Origin of the sequence: Paenibacillus sp. FSL R5-0749 (genome assembly GCF_038595085.1) — a bacterium.
In the GTDB taxonomy this organism is placed as follows: domain Bacteria; phylum Bacillota; class Bacilli; order Paenibacillales; family Paenibacillaceae; genus Paenibacillus.
In genome coordinates, this window is the sequence record NZ_CP152005.1 from 921,352 (window position 1) to 937,383 (window position 16,032).

Annotated in this window: 13 protein-coding genes; 8 read left to right on the top strand and 5 right to left on the bottom strand. The window is 45.3% G+C overall.

Annotated features, from left to right (window positions below):
* Positions 1-77: 77 nt before the first annotated feature.
* The gene (locus MKY85_RS04180) at positions 78-1,070 is read right to left on the bottom strand and encodes a DUF4003 family protein (RefSeq protein ID WP_342571864.1); all 993 of its coding nucleotides are present in this window, start codon (positions 1,068-1,070) and stop codon (positions 78-80) included.
* A gap of 63 nt (positions 1,071-1,133) precedes the next feature.
* Positions 1,134-1,499, bottom strand: a complete 366-nt coding sequence (locus MKY85_RS04185; RefSeq protein WP_342571865.1) for a DUF6713 family protein — start codon at positions 1,497-1,499, stop codon at positions 1,134-1,136.
* A 367-nt stretch (positions 1,500-1,866) separates the two neighbouring features.
* Here MKY85_RS04185 and MKY85_RS04190 point away from each other — a divergent pair, with 367 nt between their 5' ends.
* The 3 genes from MKY85_RS04190 (at position 1,867) to MKY85_RS04200 (ending at position 5,696) form a co-directional block, all read left to right on the top strand.
* Positions 1,867-3,246, top strand: coding sequence for an amino acid permease (locus MKY85_RS04190; protein ID WP_339239597.1), 1,380 nt, complete (start codon positions 1,867-1,869; stop codon positions 3,244-3,246).
* Between the two features lie 297 nt (positions 3,247-3,543).
* Entirely contained in the window at positions 3,544-4,446 is a 903-nt protein-coding gene (locus tag MKY85_RS04195; RefSeq protein ID WP_342571866.1) for an SDR family oxidoreductase, read from the top strand.
* Between the two features lie 254 nt (positions 4,447-4,700).
* Positions 4,701-5,696: a hypothetical protein gene (locus tag MKY85_RS04200; protein WP_342571867.1), complete on the top strand. Its 996-nt coding sequence runs from the start codon at positions 4,701-4,703 to the stop codon at positions 5,694-5,696.
* Positions 5,697-5,767: 71 nt separating this feature from the next.
* Here MKY85_RS04200 and MKY85_RS04205 read toward each other — a convergent pair whose 3' ends face one another.
* On the bottom strand, positions 5,768-8,278 hold the full coding sequence (locus tag MKY85_RS04205; RefSeq protein ID WP_342571868.1) for a transglutaminase domain-containing protein: 2,511 nt from the start codon (positions 8,276-8,278) through the stop codon (positions 5,768-5,770).
* Positions 8,279-8,580: 302 nt separating this feature from the next.
* Between MKY85_RS04205 and MKY85_RS04210 the strand changes: the two genes are divergently transcribed.
* Both MKY85_RS04210 and MKY85_RS04215 read left to right on the top strand, forming a co-directional pair.
* Positions 8,581-9,000: an ester cyclase gene (locus tag MKY85_RS04210; protein WP_342571869.1), complete on the top strand. Its 420-nt coding sequence runs from the start codon at positions 8,581-8,583 to the stop codon at positions 8,998-9,000.
* Between the two features lie 128 nt (positions 9,001-9,128).
* Positions 9,129-11,507 carry an amylo-alpha-1,6-glucosidase gene (locus tag MKY85_RS04215; RefSeq protein WP_342571870.1) on the top strand — a complete coding sequence of 793 codons (2,379 nt, stop codon included), beginning with the start codon at positions 9,129-9,131 and terminating at the stop codon, positions 11,505-11,507.
* Between the two features lie 64 nt (positions 11,508-11,571).
* Here MKY85_RS04215 and MKY85_RS04220 read toward each other — a convergent pair whose 3' ends face one another.
* The gene (locus tag MKY85_RS04220; RefSeq protein WP_342571871.1) at positions 11,572-12,339 is read right to left on the bottom strand and encodes a GNAT family N-acetyltransferase; all 768 of its coding nucleotides are present in this window, start codon (positions 12,337-12,339) and stop codon (positions 11,572-11,574) included.
* A gap of 295 nt (positions 12,340-12,634) precedes the next feature.
* On the opposite strand from MKY85_RS04220, the gene MKY85_RS04225 reads away from it, so the two are divergent.
* The 3 genes from MKY85_RS04225 (at position 12,635) to MKY85_RS04235 (ending at position 14,386) form a co-directional block, all read left to right on the top strand.
* Positions 12,635-13,297, top strand: coding sequence for a SprT family zinc-dependent metalloprotease (locus MKY85_RS04225; RefSeq protein ID WP_342571872.1), 663 nt, complete (start codon positions 12,635-12,637; stop codon positions 13,295-13,297).
* Positions 13,298-13,426: 129 nt separating this feature from the next.
* A complete protein-coding gene (locus MKY85_RS04230; protein ID WP_342571873.1) occupies positions 13,427-13,813 on the top strand; it encodes a DUF1801 domain-containing protein in 387 nt (128 codons plus the stop codon).
* Positions 13,814-13,855: 42 nt separating this feature from the next.
* Positions 13,856-14,386: an isochorismatase family cysteine hydrolase gene (locus tag MKY85_RS04235; protein WP_342571874.1), complete on the top strand. Its 531-nt coding sequence runs from the start codon at positions 13,856-13,858 to the stop codon at positions 14,384-14,386.
* Positions 14,387-14,557: 171 nt separating this feature from the next.
* Here the strand turns inward: MKY85_RS04235 and MKY85_RS04240 are convergent, their stop codons facing one another.
* The gene (locus MKY85_RS04240; RefSeq protein ID WP_342571875.1) at positions 14,558-16,015 is read right to left on the bottom strand and encodes a CAP domain-containing protein; all 1,458 of its coding nucleotides are present in this window, start codon (positions 16,013-16,015) and stop codon (positions 14,558-14,560) included.
* Between the last annotated feature and the right edge of the window lie 17 nt (positions 16,016-16,032).

Here is a 16,032-nt window from a genome sequence, read left to right on the forward strand (position 1 = left end):
TGCTTTAAGACCCTTCCGAGTGAACTTGAACTCGGGAGGGTCTTTTTTAACTCATATTCAAGGCAACCTGGTCCTTGTTAGTTGGAAGATGATGAAGAAGCGGCAGCAGCCGATGCTGCGGCAGCTGCGGCCATGGCTGCTTGTTGAGCGATGATAATATTCGTGATGCTGGTTGAGATCGCTGTCGTTAGCATACCGTTTCGCAGATTCTCCACATATTGAATGGCTATCAACGCGGATGAGAACAGAAGCAGCTCCTGTTTATCGATCGACCATGCACCGAAACCTTTTTGAGTCCGTAACCAGTCATTTGTCTCCGCGACTTCATCCACTAATGCGTCTCTGTCCGAGGGCAGTAGAGAAAGTAACCCGAGAGAAGGTAATGTGTACGTTTTATCCATTCGGAGATTCCTTTGACGAAAAGCTTCATTTAAGGCAATCACACGAGTCCCTGCATCCGGGGTATCCTCTCCAAGAACGAGTACCTGTGTTAACGCCTGCACACTGTTTCTGGAAGAGAACTCTGGTTTCAATTCCCCGTAGAGTTGTTCCATTCGTGCCACACCAGTATGCACGTCGAGATCGGAAAGGGCTAACATGGCAGCGAAAATGTAGTCATCCTGCCCAGTAAGGAAGCGATGCTCTGCTTTCATGCCGTCATAAAATGATTTTGCTCGCTCCACCGTAGGTTGAAACTGCTCGGGTGACACCTGAGTTGCAATCTGATAGGCGGCAATAACGAGATAATCCGAGTTGCGGAATTTGATCTCTTTCATCAGATCATAGACATGCAGGGTATCTGCCAGCTTTGTGTTCTCATCCGTTGTAAGGGAGAGCATGGTAGCAATGCTAATGGCAGAATTACCTCTGAAGGCAGAGAAGAGTTTTGTGTTTTGTTTAATCAACTCTTGGCTTTGGCGAATAGCTTCTGCATCAGCAACTTTATTCTCCGCTGCATAGAGCAGGGCGGCCAGACGGTGAATCATCCCATGTTGCCATTTGAACGACTTCTTGATGATCTGAGTGTTGGAAACGAATAATTCAACTCGTTCTGCATGAGGTTGTTGCATAGGGCTTACCTCCATTTTAAGAAAATATCATAGTCAATCTTTCATCCTGCCGTCATTGAGAGATCAGATGATTAGGAATATTAAATGAATTAAAGAAATTATTCCCATTGGATATATGAATGTTCTGGAGAATCCATTTTTAAATTCATTGTGCGGGTGCTTCTCGAAAAAGAAGTGCAACACGGTATGTATGATGAAAAAGATATCCAGCACCCAGAATGTAATCGTTTGATAGGAGCTAAAGAGCAGAGAGAGGATGATAGTGTACATTGGCAAGTGAATCCAGGTGAAATACCTGTAGGCTTTATCATCTTTCATATTTTTTAATACAATAAACAATTTCCACTCGGACCGCCTGATCGCATCCATTTCATGAAGCAGGAATAGAGAAAGGTTAAACAAAAATAAGACCAGTAAGAAGTCAGGCATGTGAAGCCTCCTATTTATCAATTTTATACAAGCAGATCGATAACGACAAGTCGCATAATACCCAAAGTTACAATACGTGAGCTGTCCATAGCGGTTCCAGTGACCTCCCTGTAGAGTCGGGGAAAAGGAAGTCTGGCGCTATGATTACACAACACTGCGAGGAATTGTTGAATCAGTTGTCTGCCATATTCATTAAGCGGTTATCCTATACCTATATGTGTAGTGAATCCGTTTCCTCACATTCCTTGTTGTATTTCTGCGGCACATCTCGTACAATTTGGTGAAGCAATTCTGCATTGCGTTAATGTGAATGTGAAAATTAAAAAATTACATCAAGAAGCTGTACACAAGAAAAGGGGAGAATCGCTTGGAATCAAAGCAACTATCTAGAGGGCTAAAGCCCCGCCATGTTGAGCTGATTGCACTCGGAGGTACAATCGGTGTTGGCTTGTTCATGGGATCGGCGAGTACGATCAAATGGGCAGGTCCATCCGTGCTGCTTGCCTATTTGCTGGCCGGTATCATTATCTTTTTTGTCATGCGTATTATGGGGGAAATGCTGATTCAGGAGCCAGTCACGGGTTCGTTTGCGACATTTGCTCACAAATATATTAGTCCGCTTGCCGGATTCCTCACCGCCTGGAGTTATTGGTTCCTGTGGGTTACAGTTGGAATGGCGGAAGTTACGGCAATTGGCATCTATGTCGGGTATTGGTTCCCGGATATTCCACAGTGGCTGCCGGCACTTGCCGGGGTGCTCATCATTGCGGCGGCGAATCTGGCGGCTGTGAAGTTCTATGGGGAATTTGAATTCTGGTTTGCGATGATCAAAGTAACGGCTATTGTAGCCATGATCGTGATTGGAACGGGGCTGATCTTCTTCGGATGGGGGAATGGGGGGCAGCCAATCGGACTATCGAATCTGTTCAGCCATGGTGGCTTCTTCCCTGGAGGCATCAAAGGTTTCCTCTTCGCGCTGTGTATCGTCACGGCTGCTTATCAGGGGGTGGAGATGGTCGGTATTACAGCAGGCGAAGCGGAGAATCCGAAACACACCTTGCGTAAAGCGATCAAAAATATCGTGTGGCGTATTCTTATTTTCTACGTCGGTGCCATATTTGTCATCGTGACCTTGTACCCGTGGAACGAGGTAGGGGAGACAGGCAGTCCGTTTGTGCTCACCTTTGCCAAGGTCGGCATTGTTGCTGCAGCGGGAATCATCAACTTTGTGGTGCTCACGGCGGCCATGTCGGGTTGCAACAGCGGAATCTACAGTGCGGGACGGATGCTGTACACGTTGGCTGAGAATGGGCAGGCACCTGCCTTTTTCAAAAAGCTGTCCAAAGGTGGGGTTCCCCGCAACAGTATCGTCATTACGATCTCCTTGTTGTTAATCGGAGTTGTACTGAACTATCTGATGCCAGACTCCAAGCTATTCCTGTACATCTATAGCGCAAGTGTTCTTCCAGGCATGGTTCCATGGTTCGCGCTGGCGTTCAGTCAGTTCCGATTCAGAAAGCGCTGGGGCAACGAGATGGCGGATCATAACTTTAAGTCCAAATGGTTCCCGATCAGCAATTACATTATCATCGTGTATCTGATCCTCGTTATCATCGGTATGGCGTTTAACCCGGATACGCGCTTGCCTCTGATAGTTGGAGCTACGTTCATGGCTATCGTGGTGGCTGGATATTTCGCATTTGGCATCGGAAAAAGACAACGCATAGATGGCGGCAAAGGTCGCTAATCTAATATTCAGTAATCAACTTATATCGTAATATCATACGTGCATTCCTTGAAATGACTGGAGAACCTGCGGGTGATTCAGCATCATTCAGGGAGTGCTTTTTTTTATCTGGAAATACATGTTTGATATAAAATTCTCTAATCTCCGTAGATTCTAAGCCAGACAGTTGCCAACGAAAATGGGGCAGGTCCAGTTTAAATTTGGCCAATCTCGGTTACAAAGAAAAGAGTGAAACTTTTATGAAAACAACTTCTGTGATTGTAGTGATCACTATAAATATCCAAGGAGGAATTGAACATGGCTAATCAAGACCAGCACACCATGCAAGATCCAACGACACAATATCCGAAGGCTACACCGGAGTGGAAACAGCAACAGGATGAGCCGGGACTTCAGCGTGAGATGACTCCTGTTCCTGATGCGGGTGAGAAAAGTTATAAAGGTAGCGGACGTTTAACAGGCCGCAAAGCGGTTGTGACCGGAGCAGACAGCGGGATTGGCCGCGCGGCAGCGATTGCGTTTGCCCGTGAAGGTGCAGATGTTGTCCTGGCATATCTACCGGAAGAGGAAGCAGATGCACAGGAAGTCGTGAAGCTGATTGAGGAAGCTGGCCGCAAAGCAATTACGATGCCAGGTGATCTGAAGGATGAGAAATACTGTGAAGAACTCATTGAATCTGCGGTCAAAGAGCTTGGTGGGATTGATATCCTAGCTAACGTGGCAGGGAAACAGCAGTTTGTAGAGCAAATCGCGGATCTGACCACCGAGCAGTTTGATGCAACGTTCAAAACAAATGTCTATTCCATGTTCTGGCTCTGTAAAACAGCCGTGAAACACATGAAGCCGGGCAGCTCTATTATCAACACATCGTCGATTCAGGCGTACAAGCCTTCGCCAATCCTGCTGGACTATGCGACAACGAAGGCAGCCATTAACACGTTTAGCAAAGCATTGGCCCAACAGGTGGGCAGCAAAGGAATTCGTGTCAATGTTGTTGCACCAGGTCCGGTATGGACACCGCTGCAAGTTGTAGGTGGACAACCCGTCGAGAAGCTGGCCGAGTTTGGTTCCAATACACCGCTTGGTCGTGCAGGACAACCTGCCGAGATGGCTCCGGCATTTGTGTTCCTGGCAAGCCAGGAATCCAGCTATGTGAGCGGCGAAACATTGAATGCAAATGGTGGTACGGTTAGTCCGTAAGGTTTTAGATAATCCGATTATAGTCTCAGAGGATACCATCTCCATAGTGGGGGGCGGCATCCTCTTTTTTTTCGTTAAGATTAGAGAAATAAATATTTTTATATATGAAAGCGTTCTTATTTAAAACGGGAAGGGTACATGGTAATATATTCAAGAACATGTTCTTAGCTCCCAGATTTAAGAGTGCGTTGCTTATACAATGAATCTGTTCAGAAGAATACACTATGCCTAGGAATCGAAGGAGGAATTCTGTAATGGCCAAGAATGTACTTAAACTAGGTGACCCTGTCATTAGCACGTACACATCTTATGGGGCATTAACATCCATTATGCACGAAGATTTATGGCCATGGATTTTCAATAACTTTATACAGATCAGGTACGCACATGGATGGGGAATTTTTTCGTTTGATTCTCATCAGTTTCTGCTAGGTACCTGCCCTGGAATTTCTTTTTACAACCTGCCACAAGAAATTGTGATTAACAAATGGGGAAAATCGCTTAAGCAAGTGATTACGGAATCAATAGATATGGGATATTATCTATATATTTATGCAGACAGATATTACATTGGGTGTACAGACTATTATCAAAAAGAACATCTCATGCATGAACTATTGGTGTACGGGTATGATCTGGAACAAAATGTGATCTACATTGCTGATAATCTGGAAGATGGTAAATTCATACAAACCTTATGTAGTCTGGATGAACTTGAGAAAGGCTACTGGAGCATGTCTAATGAGTACAGTTTTTGGACAGAGATGAGATTTCTTAAGCCGATCGAGAATATCAATTACGCCGTCCATGTAGAACAGATAATAACGGCGATGGAAAACTATCTTCAATCAAGGGAGACATATGATTTAGTAAGGGATCAGCAATACGATTTTGGAATGCAAGCCATTCAGCGCATCTTTACCGATATTGAGCAGGCAGCCCTAGTTGGGGAAGAATTGGATTCACGAGTTTTTCATCTTTTGTATGAACATAAGCTGCTGATGGAGTTGCGTTTATCTTACTTAATGGAGAAATCAATCATTGAGCCAGATGCAGCATTTATGGAAGCAAGCACTGGTCTGAAACAGGACTACTTTAAATTGAGAAATATTGTTCTCAAATACAATATAACGCGTGATGCAAGTACACTCCGTAAAATAAGTGAGAGATTGCAAGAGAATCTTACAAAAGAGAAAGCATTTATTTCTTCTTTTATTACCAGATTGCAACAGGTTAAATTGCTGGCTTGAAGCCATCCAATAACAGACTAAAAATCCCCTTTGCTTGTTGGAAAGCAAAGGGGATTTTTAGTGAAATTAAGTTACTTCTGTTCTGGTTTCGGGTCCAGAATGGCATAACTGCCGAGCGTGGCCAATTGCGCCGTGTTCAGTAGGGCTTCATCCACAGCAGCAAGGGCTTCACCGGCAGCTGTCATGAGCTCATCAGAATCGACAGGTGAGGCAAAACGGAGAATGACCCGGTTCTCTCCTTTTTTAAGTTCACTCTCAGCCTTGGTTTTGTACTCAGTAATGGAAGCGACTTCGAGATCATTCTGCACATAATAATCATTGGCATCGCTCTCGCCATCGAACATCGCGAGTTCGGAATCAAGCCAGTAATCCTTATCTGCTATCGTTTTCTGACTGGCAGCAGTCTCATCGTTGGCATTGTACAGGAAGTAAGGGATGCCGGAGTTGGTCAGATTGTTGGTGGCATCGACATGGAACCATTCGTTTCCGATTTTGACCTTGTTCCAAGCATGTGGAACGCCGCTGGAAGCTCCCGTTACGACGATGCTTTCCAGTCCCGAGAGATCGGAAAGCAATTTGTAGACGGAGGCATAGCTGGCACATACCCCAACACCTTTGACTAGAATACCGTAAGTAGTAAACGAGTCATTGAACTGTGGGTCGACATTTTTGAAATTGTTCTGCTCTGCATTCTCCAGCGCTGCATCGTCATACTTCGCGTTATCGTTCAGATAATCGTAGATGGCTTTACGTTTCTCGTCTTCGTTCATGCCATCCTTGATGATGGAAGCCACGACTTCGTTTGCTTTGGCAATAATCTCATTTTGCTTCTTCTGAATACCACTTGCAGACTCATTGTAATGAATCGAAAGGGTAAGCGTACCGTAGTTATATTCGAAACCTTCCACACCAAGAATCAATGGATTCTGGTACATCACTTTCAGAACCACATCCGAGAGTGTCGTGAAATTTTGAGCCTCGGGAAAAGCCTTTAACGAAATTTTATCTTGTGCCGCAATCATGTTTTTGGCCAAAACTTCTTCCAATGCGGAATCTGCATTGATCATTGCATCACCTGTAGCAGGTTGGGGCACAGTTTCCTGATTACCTTGTTCTACATTTTGCTGTGTATTGGATTTCTGTTCATCTACCAGGTTGTCTTCTACAGCTTCAGGAGCTGGAGCAGGTTCTTCGTTCGAAGTTTCCTCGGAGGCGCTCTCGGAACTATCACTAGAAGCCTCGGTGGTTACCGGATCAGCTGCATTCTCTGAAGTCTCAGTATCGGTTGTGGACTCTGTAGTTGGAGTTTCCGCTACCGGTGCTTCTTCTGTGTCTGTTGCAGACTCAGGTGCATCATGATTGTTGATGATCGTTGGCACATCAGGGGCAGGAACGTAAGGTGTGTCATTCTTCGGTTCCACCAGTCCGTTGCTGGAATCGGCTACGGTTTGCTGAGCAAGTCTGTCCAGGTCTGCTTGGGTCACATTTTCTACGCGTACGTAACTTTTCAAAGCAGTTCCTTTAACGTGAAAAGGAATATTCGTCTCATTGAACTCTGAAATTTCTACGCTTTTGGTATCATAGACAATGGTTTCACGAGCTAGAGAGCCGTCATTGTACTCAACTGTTACTTTCTGAGGAAGTATATCTATATTCTTTAATTTCTCCCTATACAATTGTTCTTTCAGAGATGTTGGTAACTGGGAAGCAAGCGGAGCTGTAGGGACACCTCTGCTAAAATTGGATTCTTTGCCTCCGCCGATTGCAGTGACATAATATTCTCCTCGTATACCATGGTTCTGAGTGGTAGTTATCATTTCATTATAAGTGCCTAGCCCGCCTTTTCCGTCTCTCAAAAAATCATTGAAAGACGTCTCTGTCGTTACCGCAATATCTAAAGGCAGACTATTACTGAAAGCGTCCTCTGCGCCAGTTAGAGGTACATTGGTTTCGAAGTTGGTTAGGTCAGAACGTTTATAAATTTTATATTCAGTGGCACCTTCAACTTTGTCCCAGACCAGCTTGAACCGTCTGTCTTTATCAATCTCATATCTTAGGTTGGGCACAGGTAACTCCGATTTCACTGTAAACGGAATAATGATGGGCTGATCGAGTAGTGTTAGCTTCTCAGCATCTGGATCATAATTCAGACGAATGTAATAAATGGGGGCACCGCCCCAAGAACTTTGATCCTTGTTCATCATGGAATCTGAACTTAAAACGCCCCATCCAAGAGGTTTAATGGAAACACTATTGTCGTTTGTCTCGGGAATGGCATATACATCGCTTGCTTTGAGTGCTTTAATATCGGTATGTACACTAATAATGTCACTAGCTCGCAGGTTACTTTTACGTAAATCTGCTTTAAACTTGAACGTAAATTCTTCATCCTGAGCTACGTTGTACATCGGCATGATCGCTTGTTCCGATTCAGAGCCGTATTTCTGCTTCAAACTTAAAATGGTAGAACCTTCTACGACTTCTGTAGGATTATTCTCGGACGGACTGCTTTCCTGTTCATTACTCTGGCATCCAGCCAGTAACAGGGTGAGCGCAAACATAATAAAAAATAGACGTTTCATGATACACCGCTTTCTTGTTTTTCTGAGTGACTCTAATGGCTAGTTCTACACACCGAAAGATTATCAGATATGGTTAAAACCCATACTCAATCCTCTTAACGGCTAAACCTCCTATTAATTTCCTGACATCCTTTGCTAGTTTATGGTCATATTGACGCATTGTCAAGGTAAGAGGGTAGGTTTTAAGTCCTGTAGAACAATAGAACAGATGTGATTCCGTAGCGTGTGTTCCATGTTAAAATACAAGAATTACTACATATTTATATATAATCGGATATTTTGAATAGACTGGAGTGGCTCAGATGATAGCAGAACAGATTGTCAGATCCTTTTTTGAAGAGGTCCGATCAGGCCGGAATCCGGATTATGCAAGCACTGTAATGGCGGAACAGGTACTGGCCCATCAAGTGATATCCGAAGAAGAGGTCACGGTGACCCGAACGCCTTCCGATTATGCGGATCATGTGCGAGAGATGATCGAAGCTTACGGGGATTTCTCACTTGAGATCCAGGAGTTGCTGACACAAGGGGATAAAGTCTATGTGCGCTGGAAACAAACCGGTACCCTTGTAGGAGACGTGGACGGATATACACCAACGAACTTGCCAGTGATCGAAATTGCGAGCGCGGTATACCGGGTGGCAAACGAACGGATTGCAGAATATTGGATTCAGATTGACAGGTTGGGCATCGAAAAACAATTGGAACGGAATCGGAGCTGATTTTTCAGCTCTTTTTTAGTTTTTGATTTTCTGTAAGCGTTCTCGTGTTATAATGGACCAAGTTGTATACAAGTTACCTAAAACGTTTTCTGACTTTTGACTCCATAATCTGAAAGCGAGGATCAGAGATGATTAAAGCAACGGAAGATAATCAATATGTTGAACTGACAAGCCCGACAAGTTTACCGAAGGCATCCGGATTTCTTTGGAATGAAAAGATGATGATTCATGTGAATTGTCGGGGGTACGCTGTCGCCCAATTTATGCAGCCCGAACCTGCCAAATATTCGTACGCGCCTAACCTGGAAGCGAAGACATTTATGCAACCGGAGCAGCCATACTATGCCCACCATCCGGGTCGGTTTGTTTACATTAAAGATGAAGTAAGTGGCGAAATCTTCTCGGCCCCGTATGAACCGGTTTGCAAGCAGGCGGATAGTTATACGTTCGCTGTAGGCAAACATGATATTCATTGGAAAGTGATTCAGGACGACATTTGCATCGAGATGTCCCTGCGTCTGCCGAGGGAAGATGTCATGGAGCTGTGGCGTGTAAAGGTAACCAATCTGTCTTCGAGAAAACGCAAGCTGAGTATCTACCCGTATTATACGGTCGGTTATATGTCATGGATGAACCAGTCCGGTTCCTATGTGGAAGATTTACAGGGCATTGTCTGCTCGGCGGTTACGCCGTACCAGAAATATCAGGATTATAGCAAAATCAAAACCTACAGTGACAAAACCTATCTGCTTGCAGATCACCAACCGACCGCCTGGGAAGTGAATCAAGAGAGCTTTGAAGGTGAAGGGGGACTTCATCATCCTTCTGGACTTCAGTCGGAGACACTCGCTGGTGGAGATGCGCGATATGAGACACCTGTGGCCGTATTGCAATACAGAGTAGATCTGGAAGCTGGTGCTGAGCAGGCCTACCGATTTATCTTTGGCCCGGCTCATGATGAGGCAGAGATTGAGGGCATCCGTCAGCATTATTTTGTGAAGCAGAATGTGGAAGGACAGGATGGTTTTACGGCTGCCGAGCAGGAATATGCGGCTTATGTTGCAGAAGGGCAGGGGAACATCCAGATCCAGACACCGGATGGCTGGCTGGATAATGTCGTGAATCACTGGCTGCCTCGGCAGATGTATTATCACGGGAAAACAAACCGTCTCTCGACCGATCCACAGACCCGGAATTATCTGCAGGATAATATGGGGATGAGTTACATTCAACCGCAGGTTGCGCGGGCTGCGTTCCTGACTGCATTGTCACAACAGCATATTAGCGGCGCCATGCCGGACGGCATTATTTTGCACCCGGATGCAGAATTGAAATATATTAACCAGATTCCTCATACCGATCACTGTATCTGGCTCCCGGTCTGTATGAAGACTTATCTGGATGAAACCAATGACTATGGCATTCTGGAGGAACAGGTTGCTTTTACAGACAGTCAGCAGAAGCTTTCCGTACTGGAACATATGAATCTCGCGATGCGCTGGTTGATCCATGAGCGGGATGCGCGTGGGTTGAACTATATCAATCAGGGTGACTGGTGTGATCCGATGAACATGGTGGGATACAAAGGCAAAGGCGTATCCGGCTGGCTGACCATTGCAACGGCATATGCTTTTAATGTGTGGGCAGATCTTGCTGAACAGGCAGGCCATGCCGAGGTTGCAGCGGAATTCCGCCAGGAAGCCAATCAGACGAATGCGACAGCGAATGAGTACCTGTGGGATGGGGACTGGTATGCCCGAGGCATTACGGATGATAATGTAGTGTTCGGTGTGAGCAAAGACGTGGAAGGGCGCATCTATATCAATCCTCAGAGCTGGGCACTTATGAGCGGTGCTGCCGATCAGGAGAAACAGGAGAAGTTAATCCGCGCGGTAGAGGAGCAATTGGAGACGCCATATGGTGTCGAGAAGCTCGCGCCGTCTTTCACAGCGATGCGGGAAGATGTAGGCCGTGTCACGCAGAAACATCCGGGAAGTGCAGAGAATGGTGCAGTGTACAACCACGCGGCAGCTTTCTATATTTATGCATTGTATCTGGTGGGTGAGAAGGAGAAGGCGTATCGTCTGCTGCGTAAAATGATTCCGGGGCCCGATGCCGAGGATATTCTCCAACGGGGTCAACTGCCTGTATTTATCCCAAATTATTATCGCGGAGCTTATCGTCAATTCCCACGTACAGCCGGGCGCTCGAGTCATTTGTTCAACACCGGCACAGTGCCTTGGGTGTATCGTTGCCTGATCGATGGATTGTTCGGCCTGCAAGGTCACGCACAAGGGCTTCAGGTTCGTCCGCAACTTCCTGCCGATTGGAACGAGGCATCAGTTACGCGGTTGTTCCGCGGGGCTGAGCTGAACGTGAACATGAAGAAGGATGCAACAGTCCAGACGATTGAAGTGTATGTTGACGGTGAACGTATAGAAGGTGACATCATCAAGAATATCCAAGCTGGCGTGAATTATGAGGTGCTGGTGAAGCTGCCTTTGTAGAAAAGAGTACGGAGAACTGCCTTTCCTCTAAATAGGAGGAGGGCAGTTTTTGCTGTCAGCTTGATCAGGACTTGTTCCATTCTTTGACTCTGTACCAGTAGCTATATACTTCCGAATAACCAAGCTTGGCGTAGAGCTTTACCGCAGGTGCATTATTTGCAACAACTTGCAGATAACTGGACGTGGCGCCATTCTCTTTTGCCCAATGGAGGAGGTGAAGGATCATCTGTTCAGCAAGTCCCTGATTCCGAAAGTTAGCATCTGTAATGATATCATACAACCCAACATAGCCGCGTTCGATTACACCAAATCCACAAGCGACGACTTGCCCGTCAAGTAACAGCGAGATGAAACCTGCCTTTGTGCGAATATTGTTCAACATAAGTTCTGTCGTTTCCCGTTGCAGATCATTCACCTTGTTCAGTCGGCAAAAGTGATCCAGCCACGTAGTGGTCAACTGTTCGTCAATCTGTACAGCTTGGTGCACAGGTTCTTTGATGTCATCTAGGCTCCGAATCTGGATACGAGTCAGATCCACAACAGCATACCCTTTGTCCTGCAAAAGCTGGTCGAGATGATCCGGCTGAATAAACGGCGTGATTTTGAAAATCGTACTTAACTGATTGGAAGCATAGATACGCTCACATTCCTCAATTTTTTCATGCACATCCAGTGTGGAGTAGTAGATGGGTTGAATGGAATTGGCACGTTTGGTATACCCTTTGGCAAAACGCAGTACCCAGCCGTCATATAGTAAGGTAGACAAGGGCTGCCAGTGGTTAAGAGATATCTCTTCAATGGTTTTGTGTTCTGTATCCGTTGTATGCGTCATATTCAACCTCCGATTTTATAATTTAATAATAATACATATTAATGAATAAAAATACAATACGAATATATATCGCCGAACAGTATGCATATTGGTTGGAGATGGTATACAATTTGATTTGGTTGAAAGAATGTATATATCTTTTACACATTAACGGAGAGGACAGAAATAACCTGAAGAAGCGAAGTGTTCGCCTTTATCCACGGATTTTTCCTTTTAAAAAGGAATCAAAAAAATCTGGGGATAACAGCGATCGGAAGGTTGTTCTGTCATCGGAGTGCCAGAAGCGGAGCGCATTATGTTAACGATAGAGATGCAAGGCCATAACATTAACTGTCATATCGAATACGGCAAACGCAAGAAAGTTTCCATCACGATGGACTTGCCTTATATGGTAACGATCAAAGCACCCAATGGTACCAGTGAAGACATGATCCGGCAACTTGTGGAGCAGCATGGAGATGTGATTTTGAAGAAGTCCGCTCTGATGCAGCGGGCGCTCGAGGGTCCTCAAGCGAAGGAATACGAAGATGAGGGCAAGGGGATGTTTTTGCTTTTTGGCAAGGAACATGCACTGCATGAATTAATTCCTGTAGAGGGGCTTACAGAAGAGGAGCTACGAGCGAATCTGAAGAAGTTTTATTTTGCCGAATGTAAACGCATGATTGGGGAGCGCATCGGTCGTTATCAGCAGGAGTTGAAGGTGAAGCCGAAGTCGATAGAAATCGTAGATTCTCCCACGAAGTGGGGAAGTTGCAGCTGGGACAAAAAGCTTACGTTCAATTACCGCCTGGCAATGGCGCCACTGGAAGTAATCGATTATGTCATCATTCATGAACTTTGCCATATTCACCACATGAATCATGATCGCTCCTTCTGGCGGCGTATTGGCAGCATTATGCCGGATTACAAAACAAAAGAAGATTATCTGATGCGAAATGGTCGGGCCATGACGCTGTAAATTCAGGCTTAATTCTACATTTCAAATTGCATGAAAATAGCTGTTCTCCTCGTCCATCTGAAGTACAATATAAGCAAATATGCCCGTACCACGAGACCATTGCTGTATCCGTGGTGGAAGGAGTCCCCGATGGCTGAGAGTAACCATTATTCGGTGCTGGTAGATGAATATATCTCCGAGTTTGCACCCGATGTACAGGTGAGATTACAGGCGTTAAGACAGATAATTCGTGAAGCAGCTCCGAACGCCGAAGAGAAGATCAGTTACAAGATGCCTACGTATGCACAGCATGGGAATTTGATTCATTTTGCCGCATACCAGCATCATATTGGCTTCTACCCTGCTCCCAGTGGAATTTTGGCGTTCAAGGAGGAACTCTCCAAGTATAAAGGGGCCAAGGGATCTGTCCAGTTTCCGCTGGATCAGCCATTGCCGGAGGATCTGATCCGCCGGATTGTGGAGTTTCGGGTGAAAGAAAATGTGGAGATCGCGCTGGAAAAGAAACGGAAAAACTGAGTGATGGCGATAGACAGGCCTATCTATGGAAGGAGATACCGGGTGAATAAAGGGTTAATTGTACTTGATGTGCAGCATGGACTTACAAGTCTAAGGGATGTATCTGTTCCAATTGCAAAGATTCAGTCTGTCATTGCTATTTTTGAAAAGATGAACTGGCCTATTGTGTTTACCAAACATCTGGACCAGGACAATGAGGAATCCTCTCTCTATTATGCGAAAAGTACCAATGTGCAGATCGTTGTCGATACTGGGGAACATCCTATTCTGGAGAAAAGTAAACCAAGTGCGTTCAGTAATACGGAGCTGAAAAAATGGCTGCTGGATCATCAGATTGAACATGTATTCATTGTTGGATTTAACATGGAGTATTGTTGTCTGTTTACTGCGATTAATGCTGAACATGAGGGGTTTAAAGTAACTCTGATCGAAGATGCGTCGGGTACAGTAAATACAGCAGAAACGTATGAAATGAAGGGACTAGACATACAAGATTTTATCGGTTCGATTCTGAATTGGTCAGGTTGTATTGATGTTCTGTATATGAATGAATTCAAGGAGCAGTATACTTAGACATTTTTTGAATTTAATATGCACTACTGAATCTATAGTAAACAAAAGCTCGTATCATAAACCAAAAAACAGTCGGATGCCTATGCATTCCGACTGTTTTTGTTGTTGAATTTTTTTAATCCGATCACTACTTCATTTTACTTTAGTTATTCCAGTACTCTTGCTCCCGTTCTATTCGAAGTAATACGTGACGTCTGAATTACTTGCCGTAGGAATCAAGTACATAAAGCTTGGGTCCACTTGCAAATAGATCGTCAGATCGGACACGCCCAGATTGGGAACGGTTAGACTAAATCGACCGTCAGCATCCAGCTTCACCGTTTCAGTACGAATATGCTTTTCGTCAGGTGAAGGACCGTGGATCTGGAAAGAGAATGTTTTGCCTGCATAAGCGGTGAGGGTTCCGCGTACTGTCAGCGTTCGATCCGCTGTATATACGAATTGCATCAGATGATTATCCAGGTAATCCTCGTTCCCGGTATCCGGTTCTTGTGGCTCTGTTCCAGGTTCTGTCCCAGGATTCTGTGGATTAGTACCAGGCTCTTGTGAAGGGTTGCTAACCGAGAAGAAACGAGTCTGATATGAAATTTCTGCTTTGGACCCGTTTTTCTTTTTCAAACCGGTAATGCGAACGTTGAACATATCGCCTGCCTTCAGGGCTTTCAAGCTATCCGGGCGGAAAATGACAGCGTAGTTATATCCGTAACCATCGGTATTTACATTGAAAAAGGCCTTTGCAGGATCACTGCTAACCGGCGTTTTTGCTCCCAGTACCCATGTTTTCTGATCGGATGAACGCACGATCTCTACCTGTACCTCGGAATTGGAAGGCTTCGCAAAGACGTCTGGATTCAGCTGTGCAGACCAGGCTTGTGACACATGGAATGCTTCAATCGGGAATGCACCTTTGTTCGGATACAAGTTGTAATTGTAATTGAGTTTTCCTGAACGGCTTGTATCCATCACTTGCATAGTGCTGAAGTGGCTCGCATAGTTTTTGTTGTCCCTGGATGCGATCCCGAAGCCGACTTTCTTCAGTTGCGGACTCAAAATCCAGCGACGATGGCCGAGTGCAGCAATGTTGCTGGCATCCGAATCATCCATATAAGCTTCTACGCTTTTGACTGCAAGATTTCCTTGAGCACCATATGCAGCATACAGATTGGAACTTGAAGCCGATTTGGCGCCCAGATCAAAAAAGTCTTTTGGCATATCGGCAGGACGGGCCGGGAAATGAGTCAATTCTCCGGTAGAGACCACAACTGCTCCATGTTGGGCTTGACGATTAAGCGCAGCGTCCAGAACGAGATCCCCATCCAGACCGGAGATATAACGATAGAAGTTGGCTGCTCCTAAAGCTTGCTCTAATGTGGAATCACTTACTACACCAGCGACGTAAGGTGCCTTGATCGAGGGATTCTGAGTGAATGTAGCAGTTTGGTTCCTGCCACTCATCCATTGCGTCCATTTTTGACTGATTTCTTGTTCACTTCGCTCAGGCAGCAGACTGTCGACAGGGGCCGCAGCGATTGGCTGCGTTCCGAGCAGCATAAACAACAGACCTGCCAGAGACAGACTTGCCAGAGGAAGAAAGAGTAACGAGCGGATGTACCTTTTTTGAATAAACATGTTCTAATCTCCTTCTA

Bases quoted from the DNA above. Each gene is read 5' to 3' on its own strand.
- MKY85_RS04180 (WP_342571864.1), bottom strand. From the start codon at position 1,070: ATGCAACAACCTCATGCAGAACGAGTTGAATTATTCGTTTCCAACACT.
- MKY85_RS04185 (WP_342571865.1), bottom strand. From the start codon at position 1,499: ATGCCTGACTTCTTACTGGTCTTATTTTTGTTTAACCTTTCTCTATTC.
- MKY85_RS04195 (WP_342571866.1), top strand. From the start codon at position 3,544: ATGGCTAATCAAGACCAGCACACCATGCAAGATCCAACGACACAATAT.
- MKY85_RS04200 (WP_342571867.1), top strand. From the start codon at position 4,701: ATGGCCAAGAATGTACTTAAACTAGGTGACCCTGTCATTAGCACGTAC.
- MKY85_RS04205 (WP_342571868.1), bottom strand. From the start codon at position 8,278: ATGAAACGTCTATTTTTTATTATGTTTGCGCTCACCCTGTTACTGGCT.
- MKY85_RS04210 (WP_342571869.1), top strand. From the start codon at position 8,581: ATGATAGCAGAACAGATTGTCAGATCCTTTTTTGAAGAGGTCCGATCA.
- MKY85_RS04215 (WP_342571870.1), top strand. From the start codon at position 9,129: ATGATTAAAGCAACGGAAGATAATCAATATGTTGAACTGACAAGCCCG.
- MKY85_RS04220 (WP_342571871.1), bottom strand. From the start codon at position 12,339: ATGACGCATACAACGGATACAGAACACAAAACCATTGAAGAGATATCT.
- MKY85_RS04225 (WP_342571872.1), top strand. From the start codon at position 12,635: ATGTTAACGATAGAGATGCAAGGCCATAACATTAACTGTCATATCGAA.
- MKY85_RS04230 (WP_342571873.1), top strand. From the start codon at position 13,427: ATGGCTGAGAGTAACCATTATTCGGTGCTGGTAGATGAATATATCTCC.
- MKY85_RS04240 (WP_342571875.1), bottom strand. From the start codon at position 16,015: ATGTTTATTCAAAAAAGGTACATCCGCTCGTTACTCTTTCTTCCTCTG.